The organism is Gemmatimonadaceae bacterium, assembly GCA_037721215.1.
GTDB lineage: Bacteria > Gemmatimonadota > Gemmatimonadetes > Gemmatimonadales > Gemmatimonadaceae > UBA4720.
In genome coordinates this window covers 25,116-50,373 of sequence record JBBJNV010000001.1, presented here as the reverse complement: position 1 = coordinate 50,373, position 25,258 = coordinate 25,116, and the positions used below count along the sequence as shown (strand labels likewise).

The following is a 25,258-nucleotide window of genomic DNA, read 5'->3' as shown; positions in this document are numbered from 1 at the left end:
GCTTGCCGGGCCTGACAAACGGTAACTGCAACAACGGTCGACACCGAGGAAAAGTGAGAATGAGAGACCACAGAGAAAAACTCGCAGGATCGCATTGAAGAAGCTCTCGTGGGTGCTCGACTTGACTCCCTGCTGATACAGATATAATTTGATTATTGTACAGATAGAGGGGAATAAAATGTCATCCAGAAAGAAAGCCGATGCTCCCGTTCAGCCGGTTGGGCGCGTGCGAGAAACGTTGCAGGGCGCGAGCGGGTTTGCTGCGCCGTTGGGAGATCCGCGCGCAGCGCGCCGCAAGAATCTCTGGATCAGCCAGACGAAGCTCGACGCGGCGAAGAAGCACCTCGGCGTGAGAACTGAAACCGAGGCGATCGATGTTGCGCTCGATCTTGTGGCGTTTCAGCACGAGGTCCTCGACGGCCTCGCATCGATGGGTGGCTGCGGCGGGTTCGTCAATTATTTCGAAGACGACGACGACCGGACGTAATCTGCGTGTACCTCCTCGATACCAACATTTACATCCGGGCGTTTCGGAATGCTGTCGATTCCGAAGCGCTCGCGATGTTTTACGCGAAGCATTTGCCGCGAACCATGTTGAGCGCGGTCGTGGCCCACGAGGTCGCCGTTGGAGCCTCGACGCGGCGAAAGTCGGCAGAGCTCAGGAAGCGAATCATCGCGCCGTTTGAGGCGCGGAAGCGGATCTCTGTCCCGTCTTTCATGGCGTGGATGCAGGCGGGCGAAATCTGCGGAGCAATCCTGCGCAGTGGCGGTTACGGCGACAAAGTCGCGCAGAAAGGGTTCTTCAATGACGTACTGCTGGCCGTTTCATGTCGAGAGGCAGGGCACACTCTCCTCACCTGGAACATCGACGACTTCAGGATCGTGCGAAAGTTCGTAACCTTTGAGTACGCAGCGCCGTGGGTCTGATCCCGGCACAAAATCATATCGTGTTCTTTTCAGGCGTTCACCGCACCGTCATCATGTCGCTTTATCACGATCCGGTGTCGCGCTTCGATACCCGGCCGCTTCGACCTCATCATCCAGTTCCAGCTGCGCGTTATCCTTGTCGATTGCGTCGCTCTCCGCACGGTAACGCTTGTACCACTCGCGCGTGACCTCGCCGGCGAGGTCACGGTTCCCAAGCCCGAACGACAGAGCCAGGGCCAGCGCGACTGCTCCGAAGAGTATTGCGAACGCCGTCGTGACGATCTCGCTTGCGACGCCCAGCTCCTGGAGCGCCATGAAGACCGCGAGCACAATCACACCGCCTTTGCCGACGCGGGACAGTGTCGGCCCGCCATGCAGGCCACCGGCGCTCGCCATGATCAGCCCGCCGACAAAGCCGCCGAGCACGATGCCGACGATGATGATGACGATGGCGGCGATGACGCTCGGGATGTAGCTCACCAGCTCGCTGAATACATTCGCGAGCGACTGCAGGCCGAGCGCGTTGGCGGCGAGCAGCATCACGGTGAACATGATGAACCAGAACACGAGGTTCGAACCGATTCGCGTGGGATTCACATGCGAGCCCGCCCGCTCGACGGCGTCCATCACTCCGCCGCGTTCAAGGAGCTGATTGAAGCGGATGCGCCTCAGGACTTTTTCAGTGCCCTTCTCGAACAGCCGCGCAAGGAGATAGCCGGCGAAAAGAATGACGAGCGCGCCGAACAGGGCCGGCACGTACTGGTAAAGCTGCGAGAAGCTCTCCTGAAGACGTTCGGAGAAGCTCAGATTGGTGTTGTCGCCCACTTGTGGACTCTTGAGTGAATTGCGGGTAAAAACTGCTCCAACATTAGCACGGCGACGCGTTCTTCGCTCATCTGGTTCGGGTGCTTGCTCGTCTTGTTCGCGTGCTCGCTGGGCTGATGCGGGTGCTCATTCGTCTGGTTGGGGTGCCCGCTCGTTCGGTTCGCGTGGTTGGCTCGTCTCAGTTACGGGTGCCGCGCCGGATATCGTAGATGGCGCTGCGGTGACAACCGGGACAGATCAGCCAATCCCTTTTCCGTGCATAGCCGAGCCCGAAGGAACCGCCGCCGATCGGCCGCTGCGTCAGGTGCACGTGACAGCGGGGGCAATCCGGCATCAGGCCAGTCAGAAACATTTCGCGAATTGCCTTGAGCTCTTCGGGCGTGAATTGCGCGTTCTCTGTCATGGCGAAACACGCACGACGATTTTGCCGAACTGCTCGCCCGATTGCATTCTCTGGAACGCATCCCGCCCGTGTTCGAGATCGAAAACCGAATCGATTATGGGCAGCAGCCGGCCCTCGCGAAGTTCGCTTACGATCGCGTCAAACTCCGAGTCGTTGCCCATCGTCGAGCCCATTATCGACCACTGATTCCAGAACAATCGCCGGACATCGGTCTCGACAATCGCCCCCGACGTGCCGCCGCACGTCACCAGCCGTCCCGCTTTTCCGAGCGCGCCGAGGGACTGGCTCCATGTCGCCTGGCCAACGCTGTCGATGACGACGTTCACACCGCGTTTACCGGTACGGGCGCGAATCTCTTTCGCAATGTCGGTGGTGCGGTGGTTGAGCGTTTCGTCGGCGCCGAGTTCGCGCGCGCGGTCGAGTTTTGCATCGTTGCCGGAGGTCACCCACACCGTCGCGCCGCGATTCTTTGCGATCTGCATTGCCGCCTGCGCCACGCCTCCGCCGATTCCCCAGATCAGTACGTTGTCGCCGGCGATTACATTCGCGCGGGTGACGATCATTCGCCACGCGGTAAGTGTCGCAAGCGTAAAGCCAGCCGCCTGCGTAAACGGCACATCGTCCGGGATTTGTCTCACGTTATCGCTCGGCACCACTATGTAATCGGCCAGCGTTCCCGGATGATGTTCACCGAGGAGGCCGAACCTGACGCAAAGTGACTGCTCGCCGGCGAGGCAGTAGTTGCACGTCCGGTCGCTGATTCCGGGATTGATTACGACGCGTGCGCCGAGCGCGGGTGGGGCGTCGCGGAATATCGCATCGCTGGCACCAATCGCATCGACGATCCCGGTCCCGTCCGCTCCCATGATCCACGGTGGTTTGGTCGTCACGCCCGGCAGTCCGCCGAGTGCAAATAAGTCGAGGTGGTTGAGAGCCGCCGCCGCGATGCGGACGCGGACGTGCCCCGGTGGCGGTTCCGGCACCGGAAGATCGGTGCGGTACTCGAGCTTTTCGACTCCGCCGTGCGCGGAGATGGTGAGTGCTCGCAACGAAAACCTCGAGCGTTATATTGAGGGTCGCAGCGGACGCAAAGCCCCGTGCGAGCAGGAAGATATCGGGCCAGCCCGAAGAAAACTCCGCCCTGAAAGTAATGCTATCCATAAAGGTCCCGCCTCTTGGTGAATCAATCGTCGAAGCCACGGTGTCGCGGTGGGTTCGCAAGCCCGGCGAAACGGTGGCGGCCGGCGACACCATCGTCGAGCTCGAGACGGACAAGATCACCGTAGAAGTTCCTGCTCCGCGGGGCGGTGTTCTCGTCTCTCAGGCCGTTGCCCAGGGTGAAGTCGTGAAGGTCGACGACGCGCTCGGTGAGATCGACGAGACGGGAGCAGCGGCGGCGGCGTCCGGGGCTCAGGCGACCGGGGCTCAGGCGACCGACGGTCCGACTACCGACACTCCGACCACCGACAGTCCGAAGACCGATAGTCCGAAGACCGATAGTCCGACCAGCGTCGGTGCGACGGGCGATGCGACCGCGGGCGCGGGTCCCACAGCGGCACCGGCTGCACCCTCGGTTTCCTCCGCACAAGCTGCACCCTCGGCACCGGCTGCAGACGTAAAGTCGTCGCCGGCAGCACGAAAGATCGCCGCCGAAGCTGGCCTCGACGTCGCAGGGGTTGCGGGTACTGGACGAGGTGGAGTGGTCAGCAAGCCCGATGTCGTGGAGCACCTCGCAACAGGATCAGCCCCGGCGAACCCTGCCCCAGCTTCTGCCCCAGCTTCTGCCCCAGCTTCTTCACCAATTCGACCAGCGACGCCCGCACCGACTGAAGAGCGCGAAACCCGCGAGATAATGACCACCCGCCGCAAGCGGATCGCGGAAAACCTGCTTCAATCACAGCACAACACCGCGCATCTCACGACGTTCAACGAAGTCGACATGTCGTTGGTGAACACGCTCCGCGAACGGATGAAGGAACGAGTCGAGAAAGAGCAGGGAGTGAAACTCACCCTGATGCCCTTCTTCGTGAAAGCGGCGTGCATGGCGCTCGAGACCTACCCGGTGATCAACTCACAGGTCGACGGCGATTCGATCATCTACAAGCACTATGTGAACATGGGGATCGCCGTCGCTTCCGATGCCGGCCTTGTCGTCCCGAACGTCAAGGACGCGCACCGAAAAGGAATGATCGAGATCAGCCGCGACATCGCATCCGTCGCAAAGCGCGCACGCGACGGCAAACTCGGCATGGACGACCTCACTGGCGGAACGTTCACGATCACCAACGGCGGAGTGTTCGGCTCGCTCGTTTCTACGCCGATCATCAACTATCCTCAGGTCGCAATTCTCGGGCTTCATAAAACGCAAGACCGTCCGGTTGCCATCGACGGAAAAGTCGAGATCCGCCCGATGATGTACATCGCACTGTCATACGATCACCGCATCGTCGAGGGACAACACGCGGTGCTGTTCCTCGTCAGGGTCAAGGAGCTGCTCGAAGATCCTGCGATGATGCTGATCGCCTGACGGACCGATGAGCGAAATCAAAACCGCGGACGTCGTCATCATCGGCGGCGGACCAGGCGGCTACGTCGCAGCCATTCGCGCCGCCCAGCTCGGCCTCAACACCGTCTGCGTCGAGATGGACAAGACGCTCGGCGGCACATGCGTGAACGTTGGGTGCATTCCATCGAAGGCGCTGCTTACTTCATCCGAGCACTACGAGTTCGCGAGGCTGCACGCAGGCGAGCACGGAGTCCGGCTCGAGGGTGTGTCGGTGGATCTCGGCATGATGCTGAAGAGAAAAGACTCAGTCGTCGCCCAGAACACGAAAGGCATCGAGTTTCTCTTCAGAAAGAACAAGATTGAGTGGGCGAAAGGGCGCGGTACGCTCAAGGTGGGGAATATCGTCGACGTCTCGGCCGCCGACGGCTCGACGAGTAGTTACCAGGCTAAGCACATCATCATCGCCACCGGTTCGGTGCCCATCGAATTGCCTTTTTTGAACTTCGACGAAGACCGCGTTCTTTCGAACACCGGCGCAATAGCGATTCATGAAGTTCCGCGTCACCTCATTGTCATCGGCGGCGGCGTCATCGGTCTCGAGCTTGGATCGGTATGGCGGCGGCTTGGTGCCAAGGTCACTGTCGTCGAGCTTGCGCCGACTATTCTGCCCGGCAACGATGCAGAAATCATTACCGAAGCTGACAAACTTTTCCGCAAGCAGGGACTCGATATTCGTGTGGGCACAAAGGTCACCAGCGGGCGGCGCGATGGCGACCGGGTACTCGTCGACATCGAGAAGGATGGCAACGCGGAAACTCTCGAGGCGGACTACGTGCTCGTTTCAGTTGGCCGGAAGCCATCGCTTAACGGCATCGATGCGGCCGGTCTTGGCCTCGCTCTCGGCAAGCGTGGCGAGATCACAGCCGACGCGGAGATGCGAACCAATCTTCCAAACGTGTTTGCGATTGGAGATGCGGTTGGCGGCAAGCTCCTGGCGCACAAGGCTGAAGAGGAAGGAGTCATTGCTGCCGAGGTGATAGCGGGTCACAAGGTGCACATGGATTATCGGTCGATGCCGTCGGTGGTTTACACCTGGCCCGAGATCGCAACTGTCGGGCTGGCCGAGTATGAGGTGAAAGAGTCCGGGCGTGAGTACAAGACGGGAAAGTTTCCGTTCTCGGCAAACGGCCGCGCACGCACAATGGCAGAGACGAACGGCTTCGTGAAGTTCATTGCCGACGCGAAGACCGACGAGCTGCTCGGCTGTCACATCATCGGGGCGAATGCATCGGACCTGCTTCAGGAAGTGGTGCTCGCGTTCGAGTACCGTGGCTCGTCCGAGGATATCGGGATCACGGTTCACTCTCACCCGACACTTTCCGAGGTCGTGAAGGAAGCGGCGCTTGCAGTGCTCGGGCGCGCAATACATATGTAGGTGCATGAATTCTCGCGCCGCATCCCCGGAGTCCGTGCACGTGAGTGAGAGCACGTCGCGTCTTGAGACTACGTCGCGTCTGATTGTCCGCGCGGCGCTGGTGAGCGATCTCGGCGCCGCGCTCGCCCTGGTGGACGACGAGTCGAAGAAGAATGAATGGGTGGGCCGCATCCCGGAATTGCTCGGTAGCGCGGTTCGCACCGACAACGGGTTCGAGTACCGCGCAGTAGTCGGTGAGCGGGACAGTGAGATAATCGGGTTTGCGGTGTACGGAGATGTGGCCGGCACGGTCGGCACTGGAATGCTGCACGGCGTCCTCGTCGGCAGCCGATCGCGGCGGGCCGGAGCAGGAACCGCGATACTGCGGGGTGCGATCCAGGATTTCAGGACGGTGTCGACGCGGATGATCATCGCTGAGATCCCGAAAGATGCATATCTCTCGAGGTACCGCGCGTTTCTTAATTCCAACCTGTTTTTCGAGGAGGCGAGGATCGAGGACTACTACAGGGACGGCGTCGATCTCATTATGTCGCGGCGGAACCTGACGTTTTGAAACATCAGGAACACAGGAACTACGATGGGTTTTCAGGCGGCCTGAGGCCAGGGTTCAGCTTCCCGCAAACGGCGCAACTGAGACAGACAGCTGCCACCAGGCTACCAGGCCACCTGAAAACTATTGTTGTTTAGTCCTTCCACCTCCATCAATGCCGCTATGCTCCTCCAGCCCGTAAAATCCTCCGACAAGCTCGCGCTCTCTGATAAGGACGCCTCGCCTCCGAAGAAGCTCCCAAAAGGCGACGAGATTGAAGCCGAGCTCGATAAAACGCTGGAGCGTCTGGGCGAGCTGCAGCAGATCTTCTACGCTGACGGCCGGCGGTCACTGCTGATTGTGCTCCAAGGCCGCGACGCATCCGGCAAGGATGGAGTTGTCCGCACTGTCATCGGCGCCTGCAATCCCGCCGGTGTGCGGGTCACGAGCTTCAAGGCGCCGAGCCCCATCGAGCTTGCGCACGATTACCTGTGGCGCATCCACAATGCCGTGCCGGAAAAAGGCATGATGGGGATTTTCAATCGCTCGCATTACGAGGATGTGCTCGTAGTTCGCGTACGGGAATTCGTGCCGGAAGATGTCTGGTCGAAGCGATTCGATCAGATCAACAACTTCGAGCGAATGCTGTCCGAGAACGGGGTCGTAATCCTCAAGTTTTTTCTGCACGTCTCCAGTGATGAGCAGAAGGAGCGGTTGATCGACCGTGTCGAAGACGAAACCAAGAATTGGAAGTTCAACGCCAACGATCTTGAAGAACGGAAGCTGTGGGACAACTACACGGATGCGTACGCTGATGCCCTGACAAAGTGCAGCACCGAGTGGGCGCCATGGTACGTGGTGCCCGGCGACAAGAACAAGGCGCGCAATTATCTCATCGCGAAGCGGCTGGTGGAGACGCTCGAGGGGCTGGATCTCGCATACCCGAAACCGAAAACCGATCTGCGCAAATATCTGGAGGAACTGGAGTAACGCATTAACGAGGGAGTGCGGCGGCGCGTCTCCCAGTCATGAAACACACGACTGGGATTACGATGCGAATGATCGATACGTTCATCAATGGCGCGCTCTTTCTGGGCTGCGCCTCGATTGTGGCAGTGACGGCGGATGCCCAAACAAGAGCGTCTGTGCCAAGGGTCAACGCGAGTTCAGCACGCCTCGACCATCGCGAGCTCGCTGCCGACCAACAGGTCATTCACGCCCTCAACCGGCTGACGTTCGGTGCCCGGCCAGGCGATGTCACGAAAGTGCGCGCCATCGGCCTGGACACGTGGATCGACCAGCAGCTCCACCCGGAGCGGATCGATAACGCCTCGCTCGACCGGTTCATAGCGAGTTACAGCATCCTGAATCAGGACCAGAGCGGGTTGCTCGTGCAATACGCATCCGCGCAGCGTGAGCGTCGCGTGTTCAAGCGGGAGGCGGGAGATAACACAGCGGGGATCTCCCGCGACGACAGTATCGCAATGCGCAGCATGGGCACCAGCCGGCGTGCGGTGGCCGGTCAGCTCCAGTCGGCTCGTGTCGCCAGAGCGGTATCCAGCAACCGCCAGCTCGAAGAAGTGATGACCGACTTCTGGCTCAATCATTTCAACATCTTCGCCATGAAGGGCCCAGCTGGTCCGTTCTACGCTGCAACGTATGAAAGCGAAGTGATTCGCCCCAACTCACTGGGTAAATTCCGTGACCTGCTTGGAGCGGTGGCGAAGAGTCCGGCAATGCTGTTCTATCTTGACAACGCCCGCAGCATGGCGGACAGCAGTCGTCCGCGTCTCGCAAGCATGGCCCGCGGCGGAAAGTTGAATGGTGCCGATGCGACAGCGAAGCGCCGTGGACAGGCGAAACGTAACGCAGCGCGCGGGCAGACCGAACTGCAGCAGCGCATCAAACAGCGCCGCAACGGCGGACTCAACGAGAACTACGGTCGTGAACTGATGGAGCTGCACACGCTCGGCGTCGATGGCGGGTACACGCAGCAGGATGTGATCAACGTCGCTCGCGCACTCACCGGCTGGACGATAAAGCCGCCGCAAACTGGCGGCGGGTTTGTGTTCCGCCCGGAAATGCACGACGCTGGAGAAAAGATCGTGCTCGGCCGCAAGCTTGCGAGCGGACGCGGAATTCAGGACGGCGAGGACGTGCTCGACATCGTCGCACGCCACCCCGCTACCGCGCGTCACATCGCGACGAAGCTCGCGCGCCGGTTCATCTCCGACAATCCGCCAAAGGCAATCGTCGACCAGGCAGCAGCAGTGTTCCTCCGCACGGATGGCGACATTCGCGAAGTAGTTCGCACCATCATCACCTCGAACGAGTTCTTTGCGCAGCAGGCATTCCGCAGCAAGGTGAAATCGCCGTTCGAAGTAGTGGTGAGCGCAATGCGCGCGTTGAACGCGCAGCCCGACGCAACCCCGCGCACCGCGCAGGCGGTGGCTTACCTCGGACAGCCGATCTACGGACACCAGGCACCAAACGGTTATCCGGAAACCGGGGAGTCGTGGATGAACACCGGTGCAATCCTAAATAGAATCAACTTCGGCATGACAGTAGCGGCCAACCGCATTCCCGGTGCAAGTGTGAACGCAATTCCCGGTCTGGATTCACTGAGGGATGCGCCCCGAACCCGGCAGGTCGATGCCGTAGTCGCGATGCTGCTCAATGGTTCGGCATCTCCAGATACGCGGGCGGTTCTTCTCTCGGGCGAGAATCCGTTGCTGGCAAAAGGCGTGGCAACGTCAAGCGGCTCCAGCGCAATGGGAAACGACCAGCCAGCGGGCGTCGATGAAATGAACGGAAGCGCCATGGACGCTAAGACGCGCCGCGCAAAGAACGGCAAGCTCAGGAATGAGGTGCCGCGTGGCGCGCGCGTCAATCCGATGGCACGCGGGGGCGGCGTCCCTCAACTCACCGGTATCGCCCAGATAATCGGCCTCGCACTCGGCTCGGCCGAGTTCCAGCGCCGCTAACGGATAAGGAACAGACTCATGGAACGCAGAGCATTTGTAAAATCAGGAGCTCTCGCCCTCGTCACGATGGGGTTGAGCCCGAGCTTTCTTCGCCGGACCGCGTTTGGCGCGGAGCTTATCAAGGCGCCCAATGGCAAGACGCTGATCTGTCTCTTTCAGCGCGGTGCCGCTGACGCGTTGAACATGGTAGTGCCGCACGGCGAGAAAGCTTATTACACCATGCGCCCCTCTATCGCCATCCCGCGCCCGGCAGGACTCGGCCGCTCGGCCGCCGCAGGGAGTGCGATAGATCTCGACGGATTCTACGGACTCCATCCGTCGCTGGCGCCGCTGAAGCAGCTCTACGACCGCGGCATTCTCGCACCGGTTCACGCAGTGGGAAGTCCGAGCGCGACGCGATCGCACTTCGATGCGCAGGACTACATGGAGAGCGGCACGCCCGACGTGAAGGGTACCACCGACGGATGGCTCAATCGATATCTGGCGGTGAAAGGCACATGCGACGAGTGCAAGGTCAATCCGTTTCGCGCGGTATCGCTTACGCAGCAGACTCCCCGCATCATGGAAGGGCGCGCCGAAACTGTGGCGATGAACAGTCTCAACGAATTCACCGTGCGCACTACGGGGTCACAGGCCGACCGTCTCGAAGCGCTGTATCGCACCGGGTCTGCGGATCTCGTGCACGGCGCCGGCGCCGAGATGTTCGATGCGGTGAAGATGCTGAAGGCGGCAAATCCGCAGAAGTATCTTCCGCGCAGCGGGGCGCAGTATCCGCGGTCGCAGTTCGGCCAGCGGCTGCTGCAGATCGCGCAGCTCATCAAGGCCGATGTCGGGATGGAGATCGCGTTCGCTGATGTCGGCGGCTGGGACACGCACGTGAACCAGGGCGCGGCAACTGGTCAGCTCTCGGCAAGGCTCAACGATTTCTCGCAATCAGTGAGCGCGCTTGTTACTGACCTTGGCGACAGGATGGGTGACGTGGTGATCCTGACGATGTCCGAGTTTGGGCGTACTGCGCGGGAGAACGGAAACCGCGGCACTGACCACGGTCACGCGGGAGCACTGTTCGTCATCGGCGGCGATGTGAAGGGCGGGAAGGTCTACGGAAAGTGGCCGGGACTCGAGCAGGAGCAGTTGTACGAAGGCCGCGACCTTGCGCTCACGACTGACTTCAGAGCGGTGTTTTCGGAGGTGACCAGTCGTCACCTTGGCGCGGCTCAGGTGGACCGGATTTTCCCGGGATTCAACGGACAGCAGAAGAGCTGGCTGGGAATCATTTAGGAGTTCGGTGGACTAATGTTTGTCAGGGAGCGGCGGAAGATCCGACAACAGGATTCGCGCATAACCCCGCTTCGAGTCTTCCGGGTGCGGCTCGAGTCCAATGAGAGTGATGTACCGTCGGCGAGGGCCATATACCCAGAAGATTCGGCCGGCACCGGGAGTGTTGTTCTCGAGGTACGACGCGAATACTTTTTGACCGTAGCGAGCTGACAGCGCAACAATCTCATGGCTCCGAAGGCCCGGATGGAATGGATTCTCCTGGAGATGGGCAACCGCCTTGGCAAGTTTCCTGGCGAGAGCGCGTTCAGCCTTCGTTAGAGTTCCGTCCTTCAGGCCGCCGACGAGGCGGTTCCATTCCGCCTCCATCGCGGGCACTCCGGCGACGACGGTGAATTTCGCCACCGATCATGCCTGGTCGTCTTCGGTGCCGGTGATGTCGAGAATGTCCCTCGGATTCAGCGCCTGCCCTGCCTTTTTGCGACCGGGATTCGCCATCGCCGAGTCCATCATCGCGAGGGTGCGGGCTGAGATTGAGGCATCCGCCAGAACCTGTGGATAGAACTCAATGTGGCCGTCATCGAAAACTTTCGCGTGGTAGTAATCGAACGCGAGATTCTTGAGGGTTACGCGATTTCGCTCATCCTTTTTTACGTCGTACTCCGAGACGACTGAGCTCATAATCCCTCCGGCTCTCCTATTAGTGGGAATACCCATGTACCCAATATGGGCAAGGCCGTTGGCATGGTCAAGCTTAGAGTGCGAGGTACGATACAGGCGACGGAATTTCGAGCGGACGCTGCATTTCGCTGATAGTCTCGTCGGTATCTCCGAGCATCATCAGGATGATCGCATGGTTCGTCATGTGTGGAACGAATCCTTCCGGCTTTTGGCTCGCCGGCCCTCCGCCCCCGGCCGTTGCGGAAATGATGCTGCGGGCTGCCGGCGGCGGGCGTGAAGCATCCCTTCCGTTTCGGCCGGCTGCCAACGGCCGGAATGCCGGCAGCTGGAAGGATTCTTTGATCGTTTGGCCCTCAAAGAACTTTCCGGCCCGTCAGTCCCTGTCGAGCCGCCCAATCAATCCATGGAGCATCTTCCGAACCTGCTCGATCTTCTCGAATAGCGAATTGCACGACCTCCTGAGAAATCAATTCCATGTCCCGACCGATGATCAAGTGATACTCGAGCTCGGACGCAGACCCGATTGAGTATCGCAGGAATCTCGCGAAGTCTTTTTCACTCGCCTGTTCCCGCCCTTCGACACTGTTCGCTGGGATGGACATGGCCGCGCGAATAATTGAGTTTCTTGAAGTCCGACATTCCGACGATACCAAGACGCCGCGCCGCCGGTAGCATCATCCCGTGCCCTGAAGAATCAAACTGAAGCCGTCACGCTGGAAGCATGCGTTCCGCCTGAGCCGGCTGCCAGTGGCCGGAATGCCGAAAGCCGGAAGGATTTTCTCCGTTCCGCTGGTTTGCAGCAATCTCGCAGCCTCTATCCCCCAATCGTTGTTTCACGGGCCCCGGACCAGATCGTTAAATCGGGGATGACTTCGAAGCGCCGCGAAAAGCGGATTCAGCCTGATCGCGTTCCTCGAAACAGGCGACGGAATCTCGAGCAGACTCTGCATCTCGCTGATGGCCCGGTCGGTATCTCCGAGCATCATCAGGATGACCGCACGGTTCGCCACGAAATCCGGGCCTCCGTAGGCATCTTTCGACACAGGGCGCAGCGAAATGGCTTTGTCGGCGGCCGCCAGTGCTTCCTGCCTCCGGCCAAGAATTGCCTGAACCCGGCCGAGGCGAGAATAGTATCTGGCATCATCGGAGCGCTCGCGCACCTTGGAGGCAAGCGGCCCCAGAGCCGAATCGGCGTAGGCACGGGCACGCGGCATGTCCTGAATGACATAGAACAGCATCATCCGGTTAACGAGGAACGAAGACCGCTCATCCAGCTCCGGTCTCCATTGCGCCGACAACAACGCATCGCGGATTTTCTGATCTGCCAGGGCGGGCCAGCCCGCATTGAAGGGGTCCGCCGCCGCGCTGCCCAGGCCACCTCTCGCGCCGGCCTCTGCAGCGAATCGTTGTCGAACGAACTGCAGGGCCCGCGGCACATCGCCGTCCCTTGCTATCGCGATCTCTGACTTGAGACCGAGGGCGTCAGGCTCTCTGGGAGTGACGATCAACGCACGGTCCGCCAGCCGTTCGGCCTGATCGTATTCACGGAGCGTGTAATGAGTATCGGCGAAGTCCGATATGTAGCTTCCTATTCGAGGCTCGATCTCGATCGCGCGGTTCATGTTGGCGATCGATTCTCGCCACTTTCCCTGCCGTCTCTCGATCGCCGCCTTGTAGAAGAGAATCTCAAAGTCGTTGGGGCGCGCCTGTTGGGCGATCGACAGCTCCTTCAATGCACTCTCGAAATCGAGCAGCCCCTGATAGTAGTAGATCGCGAGAGCGAGGTGGGCAGTTGCCAGCGACGGCTGCAGCGAGAGCGCCCTGTCGGCTGAGGCACGGGCTTTCCTCAGGCGCTCGGCAGTGCGGTCGCTCTCAAACCAGAAGAGCCCCGTGTGGCCGATGGAGAGCTGTGAATGCGCCAGTGCGAATTGAGGATCGAGTGCGACCGCCTTCTCCAGTGCCGCTATGGCCGTCCGGATGTCCGGGACCTGAAGGCTGGTCCTCAGCAGCTCGGTCCCGCGAAGATAATGGCTGTAAGCTTCGACACTTTCGGTGGGGCGCGCAGCGAGGGCGTCTTTTTCCGGCTGAAGCAGCGCGACGTCGAGCGCGTTCGCGACTTCGGTAGCCACCTTTGACTGAACCTCGAAGATGCCCGAAAGAATCGTCTCGAACGGCTTTGCCCATACCTGCGTCGCATCCGCGGTTCTCACCAGCGCCGGACTCACGCGCACAATGTCCTTTCCATCACCGGTACGGTCCCATCTGACGGTTCCAGTCAGTACATAATTCACACCGAGCTCACTGGCGATCTGCTGCGGGGTCTTGGTCGTCCCGGCATAGCTCTTCGACGTTTGCCGGCCGATCACCTTGAGACCGCGCAATGATGACAGGCGGCTCGTGATCTCCTCAGTCATTCCGTCGGTAAACTCGCGGCCTTCGGGCCTGCCCAGGTTCTCGAATGGAAGTACCGCGATCACCGGTGTTTCAGCTTTCGCGGTGGACACGGAATCGCGCTTTCGATATTCGGTCAGCCCGAAAGCAGCGATCGCAGCGGCCACGGCAACCGCCGTGAATACCGCAATCCTCCGGGTTCGCTTGCCCTCCTTCGCCGGCTTCACCGCTGTCGCCTGAACCGTGCGAGCCAACCCACCACTCGGCGTACTGAGCGCGTCCAGCCGGTGCATCACCTCGTGTGCAGTCTGAGGTCTATCAGCCGGACGCTTCTCGAGGCACGACATCACGAGCGAAGCCAGCACGGGAGGTATCGTCGACCTTCGACGCGTGATGGCGTCTGGCACTTCGGTCACGTGTGCCGCGAGTGTCGCCTGCGGTGAGCGACCTGTGAATGGAGTCGACCCGGTGAGCATCTCGTACGCCATCACCCCAAGCGCATAGATATCCGCGCGATGATCCGTGTTCGGGTCGGCGGTGGCCTGCTCCGGTGACATGTAGGCGGGTGTGCCGAGCGCAACGCCCATCGAGGTGAGAGTATCAGGCGCGGCTTCGCTCGATGCGCTCAGGGCCTTCGCCACGCCAAAGTCCGTCACCACCGCCGAGCCGCCGGAAATCAGCACGTTCTCGGGTTTGATATCGCGATGCACGATGTTGTTCTCGTGTGCGTATGCGATGGCTGACGCGACTTCGCGGAGGATCCTTACGGTCTCCGATACCGGTAGCTCACCGCCCTTGAGCAGTCGCGAGCGCAGCGACTCTCCGCGCACGAATGGCATGGTGAAATAGGGCAAGCCGTTGGTATCACCCGCTGTGAGAAGCGGCACGATGTGAGGATGCTGGAGCTGCGCGGCCAGTTGGATCTCACGACGAAATCGGTCGAGGCTTACCGCTGCCGCCATCTCCGGTGGCAGAACCTTGACGACGACCTTCCGTCCGAGCGCTGACTCCTGCGCGACGAACACCCGCGACATGCCGCCACCGCCGAGCTCCTGCTCGAGCGTGTATCCGTCGCCTAGTGTTGCCTGCAGTTGGTCGCGCAACTCAGCCATTGCGGGTGTGCTCCAGAAGTGTGAGGCTAATGTAGGCGCGTCCAGAGCCTCGAGCTACGCTTCTATGACGATGGGCGGCGTCGCTTGCGCGCTGTGGAACGGACCCTTCCGGCTTTTGGCTCGCCGGCCCTCGGCCCCCAGCCGGTGCGGAACTGATGCTGCGGGCTGCCGGCGGCGGGCGTTAAGCATCCCTTCCGTTTCGGCCGGCTGCCGACGGCCGGAATGCCCGCAGCCGGAAGGATCTCTTGATCGTTATCCCGGCTTCGGCAGGTTCCGCTCGTACCGCCGCCGGACCTCTCCTCGCAGCCACTGTTTTACTACATTAGCCACGTCCCCCACCGCCCCGCATGAACGAACTCCACAACCAGCTCCAACAGTTACTTGGCGATACGTACCAACTGGAGCGCGAGCTCACAGGCGGCATGTCGCGGGTGTTCGTGGCCGAGGAGACAGCGCTGGGGCGGAAAGTGGTGATCAAGGTGCTTCCGCCGGAGACCGTTGCATCGGTGAACGTCGCCCGGTTCCGGCGCGAGATCCAGCTCGCCGCATCGCTTCAGCATCCGCACATCGTTCCGCTCCTCACCGCGGGATCACGCGGCAATCTCCTCTATTATGTGATGCCGCTGATCGAGGGGGAATCGTTGCGGGCGCGGCTCGTTCGCAGTGGCGAGCTCCCGGTGAGCGATGTTGCATCCATTCTCCGCGATACCGCATCCGCGCTCGCGTACGCGCATAACCATGGTGTAGTTCACCGCGACATCAAGCCGGACAACATCATGCTCACCGGCAATTTTGCGGTGGTCACTGATTTCGGTGTCGCCAAGGCAGTGAGCGAAGCGACGAGCGATGCCAACGTCACCTCGGTTGGAGTCGCGCTCGGCACACCCACTTACATGGCGCCCGAACAGGCCGCTGCGGATCCCAATACCGATCATCGCGCTGATATTTATGCGCTCGGTGTAGTTGGATACGAGCTGCTGGCCGGTACTCCTCCATTCACCGGAACGTCACCGCAGATGATTCTCGCTGCGCATGTGACCCGAACTCCGGATCACGTCACGACACATCGAGCTTCCGTTCCGCCCGCTCTCGCGAACGTCATCATGCGGTGTCTGGAAAAAAAGCCTGCAGACCGGTGGCAGACGGCGGAAGAGCTCATCCAGCAGCTTGCAGTGATCGCCACGCCAGGTGCGTCGACACCTCATGCGACGGCTCCTCATATTGCCGTAACGCCGAGAGCGACAACTGATCCCCCCCGCTCGCGCCGGCCCGCGATTGCGGCTGCGTTCGTCCTCGGACTTGCTGCATTTGCCGGTGTCGCCTGGTTTGCCGGACGCGATCGAAGTCCCGTGTTTGATGACCATCACGTAATCGTCTCCGATTTCGAGAATCAGACACGTGATGCATCGCTCGATCCCATCGGCAAGCTTGCATCCGATCTCCTTCGTCAGGCGATCGCCCAGAGTGGAGTGGGCGAAGTTGTCGAGGCCGCTCAAGCCAAAGGAGATTCCACCAGGCCCGGACTCATAGTACGCGGCAGATACTATAGAGAAGGTGACAGCGTGCGCATTCAGGCCGAGGTGCTCGATGCGCGCACGTCGAGGGTGGTGCGCGCTTTCAGTCCTGTCACTGCTCCGGCGTCGAATCCGAGTGCTGGGCTCGAGCGACTGCGCCCGCGAGTTCTCGGCGCGCTTGCATCGCTGAACGATCCATTGATTCGCAACTGGGCGCGCAAGGCGACGGAGCCGCCAATCTACGAGGCGTATCGCGCGTATCGCGCGGGAATCGAGGCCGATCTTCCGCGCATGGGTGCCACCGTGGGAACCAGCTCCGCCGATGCAGACCGCGAATTCCAGAAAGCGATAGAGCTCGATTCTACGTTTGTTCTTCCCATGCTCGAGATTCTGTCGCCGGTCCTGAAGCTGCGTTATGAAACCCGGGATCGCCTCACACCCGTCGATCGCGCTCTCGTCGAGCGCCGTCAGGCTGAGCTCAATTATGACTGGGAGGCGGCATACAAGGCGGGACGGCGGGCGGCGGAGCTTGCCCCTGATCCGCTGCTGCTGATTCAGATGGCAGGCTTTACGATCTTTGCCAGCCGACCGCGTGAAGCGCTTGCCGCGCTGAAGAAAGCCGACCCCGAAGGCAATCTCAAATTTGGCTGGGGAATCAGAACCGATGGCCTGCATCTCACCGGCGATCTTCAGGCCGAGCTGGCCGCAGTCGAGCGGGAGCGTCAGCTCGGATTGGCTACCGATTTCGAGGCAGCTCAGATCCTTCCAGCATTAGGGCGTGTCGACGAGGTGAATGCTCTTATCAACGAGCGGATGCGCCGCCCGTCGCGTAACGAGGATACGCCAGCTGCGTTGATGTTGTTTGCGGCGCGCGAGTACAGGGCTCACGGCTTCCTCGCTGCGTCGAATCAGCTCGCCAACCGGGCGCTGGCATGGTACGACAGCCGGCCGGACGCCGAGCTTACCGAAGCTCGGCAGGAGAACGTGATAAATACATTGTTCCACGCCGGCCGGTATGCCGAAGCGCGCGACAGGCTCCCCAAGTTTTTGCCTGCCGACGGGGGATACTCGTTACCAGGCCAGCTTGCTGCGCATCTCGGCGACACGGCGGCTGCAAGAGGCTTTATTGAAAAGCTGAGGATGATGAAGGAGCCGACCGCGTATGCCCGCGCGCTGATTGCCGCTGCGCTTGGCGACCGCGATCTGACTTACACCCTGCTTCAGCAGGCGTTCGCTGAAGGAATGCCGTATCAGCCGCTCCTTCACCGGGAATTCGACATCAAGGCGATGGAGGATTACGCTCCGATTCGTGAGCTGCTCTGGCCGAAGGGCTGACCCGTCATTTGCGCGAGAATATGGCGAGTTTTTTGTTTGAACGGCGCAAGGCTAGGGTCACGGGGTCGCTACGCGGCGCGCAACGTGAAGTCCACTTGAATCGCCTCAAATGGGAACACGATACCGCCGTCCTCATGCCGATAGAGAATGCCGGCATTGAGCAGCGCCGTGACGTCGCCGTGCACGGCCTTCACATCACGACCCACGCGCCGCGCCGCCTCGCGAATGGAAACCGGGCCCGCGCCACAGAGTGTCTTGAGCAGCTCCCAACGCTTCGCGGTGAGTACTCGCCAGAGCAGTTCCGGCGTATCGAAGATGATACGTGCCGACGTGTCGGCCTTGCCGCGCTTCCATGTCTGCGCGAATCCGGCCATCGCGTCGCGCGCGGTGCGCACTTCAAGCGTTACGGTTTTCATGCTGCCACCTCTCGATATCGGCCTGAAAGTCGGCGATCAATTTCTCCGGCGTCGTGAACCGATACGCCCGCTCGGTGTTACCGAGATGCCGATGATCGCCCTTCCCCGCTTCATTGTCGTAACGGAGTACGCACTGCTGATCCACCACATACGCCAGCCGGTACTTGAACGAATGCCTCGAGCCCGGCAGCGTCTTCGTGACGCGCCACAGGACCATCTCGGCGAACGCATTGTCAGCGAACACGATCCGTGTGCGAAGAAGGAGCGTGGCGCCCATGTTGGAGAATGTACCAACACCACGGCGCGTTGTCAATCACTCCAACGCTTGAGAGCCGGGGACTGATGCCGCGGGGCTGCCGGCGGCGGGCGGCGGCGGGCGTGAAGCATCCCCTTCCGTTTCAGCCGGCCTCCGGTGGCCGGAAAGCCGGCAGCCGGAAGGATTTTTTCCGTTCGAGCGTGAACGCCTCGTGGGGGCATGGCCACGGTGTACCTGGCAGAGGACAGGAAGCATGGGGGCAAGCAGGCGGGCCCGTGCCGCTAGCTCTCGTCGACCTTTACGCAGTCACCTCAGCCCGCCGCCCGCCGACGTTTGACCCTGCGCTCCGCAGACACACGATCCGCCAGGTACACTTTCAGTAAACTCTGGTAGGGAACGTCACGCTCGTTGGCGAGAAGCTTCAACTCTGTGAGTAACGTGTCGGGCAACCGGATAGAGATCGCCGTGGTCGACGGACGGAGATTCGGAAATCGGATAACCCTGGCCTTCGACCAGTCGATGTACTGAGTCGAATCCGCAGTGGCCCAGAACTCCTGCTCATCTGCTTCTGACTTGAATTCAGGAATCGTTCGCAAGACGCGCTTTGACTTCGGCATATCGTAACCTCTCCTTCTTGTTCATGTCTCGCGCTCCAACCACGCGAATCAAGTTGCTCCGCACTGTAAAAACGATGAACAGCCACCTGCCGGCGGATGTGCTGCCCAACGCTTGCCATCGTGGCTCGTATTTCGAATGTGTTTTATCGAAACTGACCAGAAACGGCTCCGCCAGGAACGCCTGCTCGCATTCGGCTGGCTGGACACTGTGACGGGTCTCCACTTTCACGACATTTCCAGCGTCCCAGTCGAATCCCGCCGCCTGAGCAAGGAGTTCCAGACTTTCATTGCCCATGGGTCAGTATATACGGATATATACAATAGTCAAACAAAACACCCGTTGATTTGACGATGTAGAACCGATGTGTTACTTTTGTGTTATACGAGACTTTTCATCCCCGCCGAGGGTCCAGATGGTTATTACGAGTAACACCCGCGTTCAGGGCGGGTCGATGGTTACCTCCATTCCCAATGAAGTTGCACGCCGCCTGGGTGCGGCCCCCGGCGATCCACTTTACTGGATCGAGGATGGTGCCGGTCGATTCGTGGTGACCACTATCGACCCCGAAACATTGGAAGCACTGAATCATCACGACGAAATAGTCGCCCAATACCGTGAGGTCTTTCAGGCTCTGGCTGAGTGAAGGATCCGCGCTGGATTACAACAGAAGCGCTCCAGCTGATGCATGTGCGTCAACTGGAGCTTTTTGGTGGAAGGCACGGAATACTCGACCAGAATGCGATGGAGTCAGCGCTTCACAAGGCCCGGAATCTGAACGTTTATGAGCCTGACTCTGACATCGCTGCGCTGGCGTCAGCTTATCTAGTCGGGTTCGCGCAGAAGCAGGTATTTGCGGATGGCAACAAGCGAACTGCTTTGGCGGCAACGCTCGTCTTTCTGCGTCTGAACGGTCATGAGCTCAACATCTCCAAGGACGAGCTGCTGGCATTCGTACTCGGTGTCGCGCGGAATGAGGTGGATCAGTCGGCGGCAGCGAAATGGTTACGCCTGCGCATCACGCCGCTGAGGAAGGCGTAGGTATCCAGGCGTGTCATGACGCTCAGGTCCCGATCGTTTGAAGTCCCACGGCTCGCGCAGCGAGTGCAAGTGCGCGGTCGTGCGTTGCCAGAACGAGCTCCTTGCCTCTTGATTCGCGCCACATGTCGGCGGTGGCGAGGTGAATTGCATCGAGTGTTCCCAGCGGAGCGGGCATCGGTTGCGCAGCCCGGTGCAACACTGCGCTCGTGAGTTCCACCAGCTCGAGCGCCTCGATAACCCGATAGACTGCCTCACGTCGGACGGCCGACACCTGGGCTGATAACTTGCCGCTCAAGTGCAGCCGGTCGAGCGTTCGAAGACACTCGACTTCGATCAACCCGCTTGCGACGCCGGTGGTGATTGTTTTCCACTCCGCCAACTTTCCGGATTGGCCGAGGACTACCCGCAGCACAACTGATGAGTCGATGTACGCTATCACCGTTCCTTGTTCCTGTCCTGGAGAAGAAGCTCGACTGGGTCTACGTCGAGCTTTACTGGGGGAGGAAGTTTGATGTCCCGGAACGACTTGTACTCACGTGTCGGCTCGCGAACAATGAGCGCACCGCGCGAAGTGAAAGGCACGATCCGCGCGATTGGCTCATTGCGGTCGGAGACTGTTATTTCTTCGCCGCGCTTCACGGTGCGCAGGTACTCGCTGAGCTTGGCCTTCAGGTCTGCTACGCCGACTTTGGATATGGTCATAAGATAGTCATGAGATGACTATCCTGCCAATGTCGCGGCATCGCTTGCGCTCTGTGGAACTAATCCTTCCGGCTGTTGGCTCGCCGGCCGTCGGCGCCCGGCCGTTGCGGAACTGATGCTACGGGCTGCCGGCGGCGAGCGTTAAGCATTCCTTCCGTTTCCGCCGGCTGCCGGTGGCGGGAATGCCGGCAGCTGGAAGGATTTTTCATATCCTTTTCATCGTGATTCACGTGAACAACTCGATGTATTCAGCATACCTGAAGGACCGGTTGCGCCGCTGACCGGTCATCTCCGTGAGAACACCTATGCTGACGAGTTTCTTCACGAGCTCGTTTGCAGCTGCGAATGAAGTTTTTGTCATGTCGCTTACGGATTTCACATTGATGATAGGTGTTTTGTAGAGCATTTCGAGAACGCGATGTCCGTTGCCGGCAGCTCGGCCAAGATTATCGGCGATAGCAGTGCGATGATTCTCACGAAGCGCGAGAATTTTTCGAGCGGTCTCCGTCGCCTCTCCGCTCACCTCCGAAACGCCGAGAAGAAAAAACTCGAGCCAGCCTTCCCAATCACCTTGGTCGCGGATTCGCTGGAGGCGCTCATAATATTCCTGGCGATTGCGTTTCATGAAATGAGACAGGTATAGCACCGGCTTCTGAAGAATCTCACGCTCCGCCAGAAGGAATGTTATGAGAAGACGTCCAACCCGGCCGTTGCCATCGAGAAAGGGGTGAATGGTTTCAAACTGAGCGTGCGCGAGGCCGATCTTCAGGAGAAGCGGCATGCTGGACTCAGTGTGAATGAAATTCTCGAGACTGCCAAGTGCGGTTGCAATCTCTTCCGGAGGGGGAGGAACGAAGAGCGCCTCGTTGAGACTCGCTCCACCTGGACCGATCCAGTTTTGGCTTCGTCGGGTCTCGCCGGGAGTGAGGTGCGATCCACGTACTCCCTTCATGAGCCTCTCGTGCAGTTCCTTGATGAGCCTGACGGAAACGGGCAGCTCCTTTACTCTCCGCAACCCGTAGTTCATCGCGGAGATATAGTTCAGCACCTCGTCCACGTCGTCTGGGGTCGTGGCATCGAGAATTTTTGCCTCTGCGGCAAGGACGTCCTGCAGGGAGCTCTGCGTTCCTTCGATCTGGCTGGAAAGAACAGCCTCTTTGCGAACGTACATCAGAACGAAGAGGTCTGGATTCGGAAGCGTATGAATTGACCCATCCAGCCGACCAAGTGCCAGGGTCGCGTCGGAAAGCAGTACCTGAAGCTCACCGGAAATCCGGATCGGAGGCCGCGGTGGAAGCGGGGCTGGTATGAATGCCTCATAGCCCGATGGTTGTCTTACATAGCGGCCTGCTCGTCCATATTCTTTGGTGCGGCTGCCTTTAATATGAGCGGGAGTCACCCCGTATATTAAAGGCTGGCTTTAACATACGGAAGAGTCGCTCCCTTATTAAAGTCAGGCCGACCTAGCCGGCCTTCATAGGGCCGCCGCATGATCTCAGCCCAGATAAGAAATCCTTCCAGCTTTTGGCTCGCCGGCCCTCGGCCCCCGGCCGTTGCGGAACTGATGCCGCGGGCTGCCGGCGGCGGGCGTTAGCATCCCTTCCGTCTCGGCCGGGATGCCGACGGCCGGAATGCCAACAGCCGGAAGGATCTTTGAGATCTGTCGGCATTACGTGAACAGTTCGACCAGTTTCATCTTGCGACCGTGTCTCACGGGTGATACATTACCTGCATGGCCAAGGTAACTGTCCGTGATCTCCGGAATGAGGGGGGCCGCGTCCTGCAGCGCGTTGCGCAAGGCGAATCGCTGACGGTCACTCTGGATGGACGCCCGATTGCCGAGTTGCGGCCGCTTCCGGCTAAAGCTCTGTCGGCGGCAACTCTGCTTCGCCGGTGGCGGCGCCTGCCCCACGTTGACCCGGCTCGGTTGCGTCACGACCTCGATACTGCCCTGGACACAGCGCTGTGACCGAGCCAATTACGCGACACAGCCGTGGCATTCTCGACACGAACACTGTCATTCTGCTGCCGCGAATCGAGGATGCCAGCGTGCTTCCGGCGGAGCCGCTCATTACCGCGGTGACGCTCGCCGAGCTTTCGGTTGGTCCGCTCGTGGCGGCAAGCGACGACGAGCGTGCCGCTCGACAGGCCCACCTTCAGCAGGCAGAGTCAGACTTCGAGCCGTTGCCATTCGACGCGAGTGCAGCACGAGCGTTTGGCCGAGTGGCCGCATCGCTGCGGGGCTCAGGTCGCAAGCCTGCCGCGCGGTCGTATGATGCAATGATTGCCGCAACGGCGATTGCGAATGGGCTGCCACTGTTCACCTGCAACCCGGCTGACTTCAGCGGGATCGGCGGCCTCGAAGTCGTTGCCGTAAAGAGTTGACGCTTCCTTGACACCCGAGGAAAGTCCCGGAGCCGCCTTCGCCGCGCTGGCGCTCAGGAAACAAATCCTTCCGGCTTTTGGCTCGCCGGCCGTCGGCCCCCGGCCGTTGCGGAACTGATGCTGCCGGCTGCCGGCTGCGGGCGTTAAGCATTCGTTCCGTTTCAGCCGGCTGCCGACGGCCGGAATGCCAGCAGCCGGAAGGATTTTTTCCGTTCCGCTGGGTTGGAGCAATCTCGCCCCCTTGACATGCTCACAGACGTTCAAGGCAACGCCGGGCATGGCTGACCACAGAATCACCAAGTCGCGCCACGAGCGTTTTCATGTAGGCGCTGGGATGAACCTGTGAATTGAGGGCGTCGACGGCAGCAGGGATGCGCATGGCGAGTTCACGGACTCGATTCACGGCGTATTCTGGATTCAGGCCGAGAATCCGGGCAAGACGGAGCCAGTGGGTTGCGGCGATCGCGCTTATCTGACGCTCCCCGCCGACCGACATCGCTAACCTGCTCGTATCGTAGTTGAGTTGAGGATACGGAAGAATGGTAATGATGTCGTACAACGGTGCGAGTCTGAGTTGTGGTCCGGCCGCGTGCAGTATTGAGTAGTTCTTGGCGTGACCATCGGTCGCAGCGAGCAGCCAGTTAAGCGAGATCGCGTCAAAGAACCGCATGCAATCCTCATCAGGGTTCGTGGACGATTCTCGGATGACTTCATAAATCGCGGATACGGTCGGCCCGCCGTCCACTTCGTATTTCCTCGTCGGAAGCACTCCAAGGGCCTGACATAGATCCTCCTGATGAACGCGAATCAGTGTGTCGCCTATTTCTTCGCGATCATACCGGTCGACAACAATCGCGACTTCGTCCCCGAAGTCTTGGACTCGAGTAACCGCGGCGGGCATGCCGAGTTCGCGTGCAAGGAGCGCGCAGAAGTGTTCGTTGTAAGCAAGGTCATCGAGACCGAGCGTAGGCGGTTTAAGTATCCGGTTCGTCGGCATCCGCCCGCTTGGCACACCCCAATCTCCGGCCCGGTTCTGGTAGAGCGCCGTCTTAGGCTGTGCGCCTGCAAGACTGAATTGTCCGGTGTCGTTTGCGGATCTTCCGGCGGCGGGGTTGAGACGCAGGTCGCGCAGTCGTGATTCGAGCTCGGTCTCATCCATCCACTGAACGAGTGACAATTCGTCAACAAGAGTTGTAGCGCCAACCAGCTCTTGCGTGCGTTCCGGCACGGTGAATTGAATCGCGCCGGCACAGTCCTCACCGACATGCGCGAGCAGGTCGACTATTCGGTACCTCGAGACTCCGTATCGTTTGGCCCACCACGCCAGCACGTCGGGATTGTCCGGAAGCAGACCCCATAGGTACGCACGAATTGCACGGTCACTGTGTTCTCGAGCCAGCAAAGGCATCGATAGCGACAGTGGGTATGCGAAATCGCCTGTCCGCCATTCTTCGTCGTAAACGAACGCCAGGCGGCCATTTCCCATCTGGTAGACATGCCCGACCACGTTGCCATTGAGAAGAGCGACAAGACGTACCCGAGCAGACTTCGTCAGTCGTGATTTGGCAGCCATTATCCAGCGCGCGTTATCGATCGTTTCAGGATTGCCGAGAGGTCGACCGTTGGCTGGCTCGGGGTGTGACTCGTCGATTGTCTCGCGGAGGTTTCGGCTTGCTGGCGACGAAGAACGACATCCTTTGGCTCAACGGTGATCACCAGGTTGAGGGCGCGCAGTGCCTTGAGTGTCAACCCAAGCTCGGCACCGCTCTTTCCCCGTTCAAACTCTGCAACCCAATAGCGGCTCGCGCCGATCCGTTCGCCCAGTTGGGCTTGGGTTAAGCCGTTACTGGTGCGGGCGTTGCGGCCTAGTGCGCCGAGGTCCTTCGGAGTGAGTGATCGCATGATATGTGGGTGATCGTCAAC

Annotated in this window: 28 protein-coding genes; 13 read left to right on the top strand and 15 right to left on the bottom strand. The window is 60.2% G+C overall.

Annotated elements, in window-relative coordinates:
* The first annotated feature begins 178 nt into the window (after nucleotides 1–178).
* Both WKF55_00240 and WKF55_00235 read left to right on the top strand, forming a co-directional pair.
* Nucleotides 179–487, top strand: a complete 309-nt coding sequence (locus tag WKF55_00240; GenBank protein ID MEJ7757993.1) for a hypothetical protein — start codon at nucleotides 179–181, stop codon at nucleotides 485–487.
* 5 nt (nucleotides 488–492) lie between these two features.
* On the top strand, nucleotides 493–927 hold the full coding sequence (locus tag WKF55_00235) for a type II toxin-antitoxin system VapC family toxin (GenBank protein MEJ7757992.1): 435 nt from the start codon (nucleotides 493–495) through the stop codon (nucleotides 925–927).
* A gap of 51 nt (nucleotides 928–978) precedes the next feature.
* Here WKF55_00235 and WKF55_00230 read toward each other — a convergent pair whose 3' ends face one another.
* From WKF55_00230 to WKF55_00220, 3 genes are all read right to left on the bottom strand, one after another.
* A complete protein-coding gene (locus WKF55_00230) occupies nucleotides 979–1,752 on the bottom strand; it encodes a hypothetical protein (protein MEJ7757991.1) in 774 nt (257 codons plus the stop codon).
* Nucleotides 1,753–1,930: 178 nt separating this feature from the next.
* Complete coding sequence (locus tag WKF55_00225; GenBank protein ID MEJ7757990.1) at nucleotides 1,931–2,155, bottom strand: hypothetical protein; 225 nt, start codon at nucleotides 2,153–2,155, stop codon at nucleotides 1,931–1,933.
* The gene (locus tag WKF55_00220) at nucleotides 2,152–3,204 is read right to left on the bottom strand and encodes a zinc-binding dehydrogenase (GenBank protein ID MEJ7757989.1); all 1,053 of its coding nucleotides are present in this window, start codon (nucleotides 3,202–3,204) and stop codon (nucleotides 2,152–2,154) included. Before WKF55_00220 ends, WKF55_00225 begins: the two co-directional genes overlap by 4 nt.
* Nucleotides 3,205–3,305: 101 nt before the next feature.
* Here WKF55_00220 and odhB point away from each other — a divergent pair, with 101 nt between their 5' ends.
* The 6 genes from odhB (at nucleotide 3,306) to WKF55_00190 (ending at nucleotide 10,890) form a co-directional block, all read left to right on the top strand.
* On the top strand, nucleotides 3,306–4,682 hold the full coding sequence (odhB, locus tag WKF55_00215; GenBank protein MEJ7757988.1) for a 2-oxoglutarate dehydrogenase complex dihydrolipoyllysine-residue succinyltransferase: 1,377 nt from the start codon (nucleotides 3,306–3,308) through the stop codon (nucleotides 4,680–4,682).
* A gap of 7 nt (nucleotides 4,683–4,689) precedes the next feature.
* Nucleotides 4,690–6,096, top strand: coding sequence for a dihydrolipoyl dehydrogenase (gene lpdA / locus WKF55_00210; protein MEJ7757987.1), 1,407 nt, complete (start codon nucleotides 4,690–4,692; stop codon nucleotides 6,094–6,096).
* 4 nt (nucleotides 6,097–6,100) lie between these two features.
* On the top strand, nucleotides 6,101–6,649 hold the full coding sequence (locus WKF55_00205; protein ID MEJ7757986.1) for a GNAT family N-acetyltransferase: 549 nt from the start codon (nucleotides 6,101–6,103) through the stop codon (nucleotides 6,647–6,649).
* A 159-nt stretch (nucleotides 6,650–6,808) separates the two neighbouring features.
* A complete protein-coding gene (locus tag WKF55_00200) occupies nucleotides 6,809–7,615 on the top strand; it encodes a polyphosphate kinase 2 family protein (protein ID MEJ7757985.1) in 807 nt (268 codons plus the stop codon).
* Between the two features lie 38 nt (nucleotides 7,616–7,653).
* A complete protein-coding gene (locus WKF55_00195; GenBank protein MEJ7757984.1) occupies nucleotides 7,654–9,609 on the top strand; it encodes a DUF1800 domain-containing protein in 1,956 nt (651 codons plus the stop codon).
* 18 nt (nucleotides 9,610–9,627) lie between these two features.
* Nucleotides 9,628–10,890, top strand: a complete 1,263-nt coding sequence (locus WKF55_00190; protein MEJ7757983.1) for a DUF1501 domain-containing protein — start codon at nucleotides 9,628–9,630, stop codon at nucleotides 10,888–10,890.
* A gap of 12 nt (nucleotides 10,891–10,902) precedes the next feature.
* On the opposite strand, the gene WKF55_00185 is transcribed toward WKF55_00190, so the two are convergent.
* The 4 genes from WKF55_00185 to WKF55_00170 all read right to left on the bottom strand — a co-directional run bounded on the left by WKF55_00185 (nucleotide 10,903) and on the right by WKF55_00170 (nucleotide 15,071).
* Nucleotides 10,903–11,292 (bottom strand): hypothetical protein, encoded by a 390-nt coding sequence (locus tag WKF55_00185; protein ID MEJ7757982.1) that lies wholly within the window; start codon nucleotides 11,290–11,292, stop codon nucleotides 10,903–10,905.
* A 3-nt stretch (nucleotides 11,293–11,295) separates the two neighbouring features.
* A complete protein-coding gene (locus WKF55_00180) occupies nucleotides 11,296–11,568 on the bottom strand; it encodes a hypothetical protein (protein MEJ7757981.1) in 273 nt (90 codons plus the stop codon).
* 353 nt (nucleotides 11,569–11,921) lie between these two features.
* The gene (locus WKF55_00175; GenBank protein MEJ7757980.1) at nucleotides 11,922–12,221 is read right to left on the bottom strand and encodes a four helix bundle protein; all 300 of its coding nucleotides are present in this window, start codon (nucleotides 12,219–12,221) and stop codon (nucleotides 11,922–11,924) included.
* 180 nt (nucleotides 12,222–12,401) lie between these two features.
* The gene (locus tag WKF55_00170; protein MEJ7757979.1) at nucleotides 12,402–15,071 is read right to left on the bottom strand and encodes a protein kinase; all 2,670 of its coding nucleotides are present in this window, start codon (nucleotides 15,069–15,071) and stop codon (nucleotides 12,402–12,404) included.
* A gap of 347 nt (nucleotides 15,072–15,418) precedes the next feature.
* Between WKF55_00170 and WKF55_00165 the strand changes: the two genes are divergently transcribed.
* Nucleotides 15,419–17,920, top strand: coding sequence for a protein kinase (locus WKF55_00165; GenBank protein MEJ7757978.1), 2,502 nt, complete (start codon nucleotides 15,419–15,421; stop codon nucleotides 17,918–17,920).
* A gap of 68 nt (nucleotides 17,921–17,988) precedes the next feature.
* Here WKF55_00165 and WKF55_00160 read toward each other — a convergent pair whose 3' ends face one another.
* The 3 genes from WKF55_00160 to WKF55_00150 form a co-directional block, all read right to left on the bottom strand.
* Nucleotides 17,989–18,336: a hypothetical protein gene (locus WKF55_00160; protein MEJ7757977.1), complete on the bottom strand. Its 348-nt coding sequence runs from the start codon at nucleotides 18,334–18,336 to the stop codon at nucleotides 17,989–17,991.
* A complete protein-coding gene (locus tag WKF55_00155) occupies nucleotides 18,317–18,613 on the bottom strand; it encodes a DUF6516 family protein (protein MEJ7757976.1) in 297 nt (98 codons plus the stop codon). Before WKF55_00155 ends, WKF55_00160 begins: the two co-directional genes overlap by 20 nt.
* 290 nt (nucleotides 18,614–18,903) lie before the next feature.
* Nucleotides 18,904–19,209, bottom strand: coding sequence for a BrnA antitoxin family protein (locus WKF55_00150; protein MEJ7757975.1), 306 nt, complete (start codon nucleotides 19,207–19,209; stop codon nucleotides 18,904–18,906).
* A gap of 413 nt (nucleotides 19,210–19,622) precedes the next feature.
* On the opposite strand from WKF55_00150, the gene WKF55_00145 reads away from it, so the two are divergent.
* Both WKF55_00145 and WKF55_00140 read left to right on the top strand, forming a co-directional pair.
* On the top strand, nucleotides 19,623–19,853 hold the full coding sequence (locus tag WKF55_00145) for a hypothetical protein (protein MEJ7757974.1): 231 nt from the start codon (nucleotides 19,623–19,625) through the stop codon (nucleotides 19,851–19,853).
* Nucleotides 19,850–20,248 carry a type II toxin-antitoxin system death-on-curing family toxin gene (locus WKF55_00140; protein MEJ7757973.1) on the top strand — a complete coding sequence of 133 codons (399 nt, stop codon included), beginning with the start codon at nucleotides 19,850–19,852 and terminating at the stop codon, nucleotides 20,246–20,248. Before WKF55_00145 ends, WKF55_00140 begins: the two co-directional genes overlap by 4 nt.
* Before the next feature lie 22 nt (nucleotides 20,249–20,270).
* On the opposite strand, the gene WKF55_00135 is transcribed toward WKF55_00140, so the two are convergent.
* The 3 genes from WKF55_00135 to WKF55_00125 all read right to left on the bottom strand — a co-directional run bounded on the left by WKF55_00135 (nucleotide 20,271) and on the right by WKF55_00125 (nucleotide 22,349).
* A complete protein-coding gene (locus WKF55_00135; GenBank protein ID MEJ7757972.1) occupies nucleotides 20,271–20,687 on the bottom strand; it encodes a PIN domain-containing protein in 417 nt (138 codons plus the stop codon).
* Nucleotides 20,684–20,950, bottom strand: a complete 267-nt coding sequence (locus WKF55_00130; GenBank protein ID MEJ7757971.1) for a type II toxin-antitoxin system prevent-host-death family antitoxin — start codon at nucleotides 20,948–20,950, stop codon at nucleotides 20,684–20,686. The genes WKF55_00135 and WKF55_00130 overlap by 4 nt, the downstream gene beginning before the upstream one ends.
* Nucleotides 20,951–21,176: 226 nt before the next feature.
* Nucleotides 21,177–22,349, bottom strand: a complete 1,173-nt coding sequence (locus tag WKF55_00125; protein ID MEJ7757970.1) for a Fic family protein — start codon at nucleotides 22,347–22,349, stop codon at nucleotides 21,177–21,179.
* 333 nt (nucleotides 22,350–22,682) lie between these two features.
* On the opposite strand from WKF55_00125, the gene WKF55_00120 reads away from it, so the two are divergent.
* Together WKF55_00120 and WKF55_00115 are read left to right on the top strand one after the other, a co-directional pair.
* Nucleotides 22,683–22,919 (top strand): type II toxin-antitoxin system prevent-host-death family antitoxin, encoded by a 237-nt coding sequence (locus WKF55_00120; protein ID MEJ7757969.1) that lies wholly within the window; start codon nucleotides 22,683–22,685, stop codon nucleotides 22,917–22,919.
* Nucleotides 22,916–23,335, top strand: coding sequence for a type II toxin-antitoxin system VapC family toxin (locus WKF55_00115; GenBank protein MEJ7757968.1), 420 nt, complete (start codon nucleotides 22,916–22,918; stop codon nucleotides 23,333–23,335). Before WKF55_00120 ends, WKF55_00115 begins: the two co-directional genes overlap by 4 nt.
* A gap of 250 nt (nucleotides 23,336–23,585) precedes the next feature.
* Here the strand turns inward: WKF55_00115 and WKF55_00110 are convergent, their stop codons facing one another.
* Both WKF55_00110 and WKF55_00105 read right to left on the bottom strand, forming a co-directional pair.
* The gene (locus tag WKF55_00110; GenBank protein ID MEJ7757967.1) at nucleotides 23,586–24,908 is read right to left on the bottom strand and encodes a type II toxin-antitoxin system HipA family toxin; all 1,323 of its coding nucleotides are present in this window, start codon (nucleotides 24,906–24,908) and stop codon (nucleotides 23,586–23,588) included.
* A complete protein-coding gene (locus WKF55_00105) occupies nucleotides 24,908–25,237 on the bottom strand; it encodes a helix-turn-helix transcriptional regulator (GenBank protein MEJ7757966.1) in 330 nt (109 codons plus the stop codon). Before WKF55_00105 ends, WKF55_00110 begins: the two co-directional genes overlap by 1 nt.
* Between the last annotated feature and the right edge of the window lie 21 nt (nucleotides 25,238–25,258).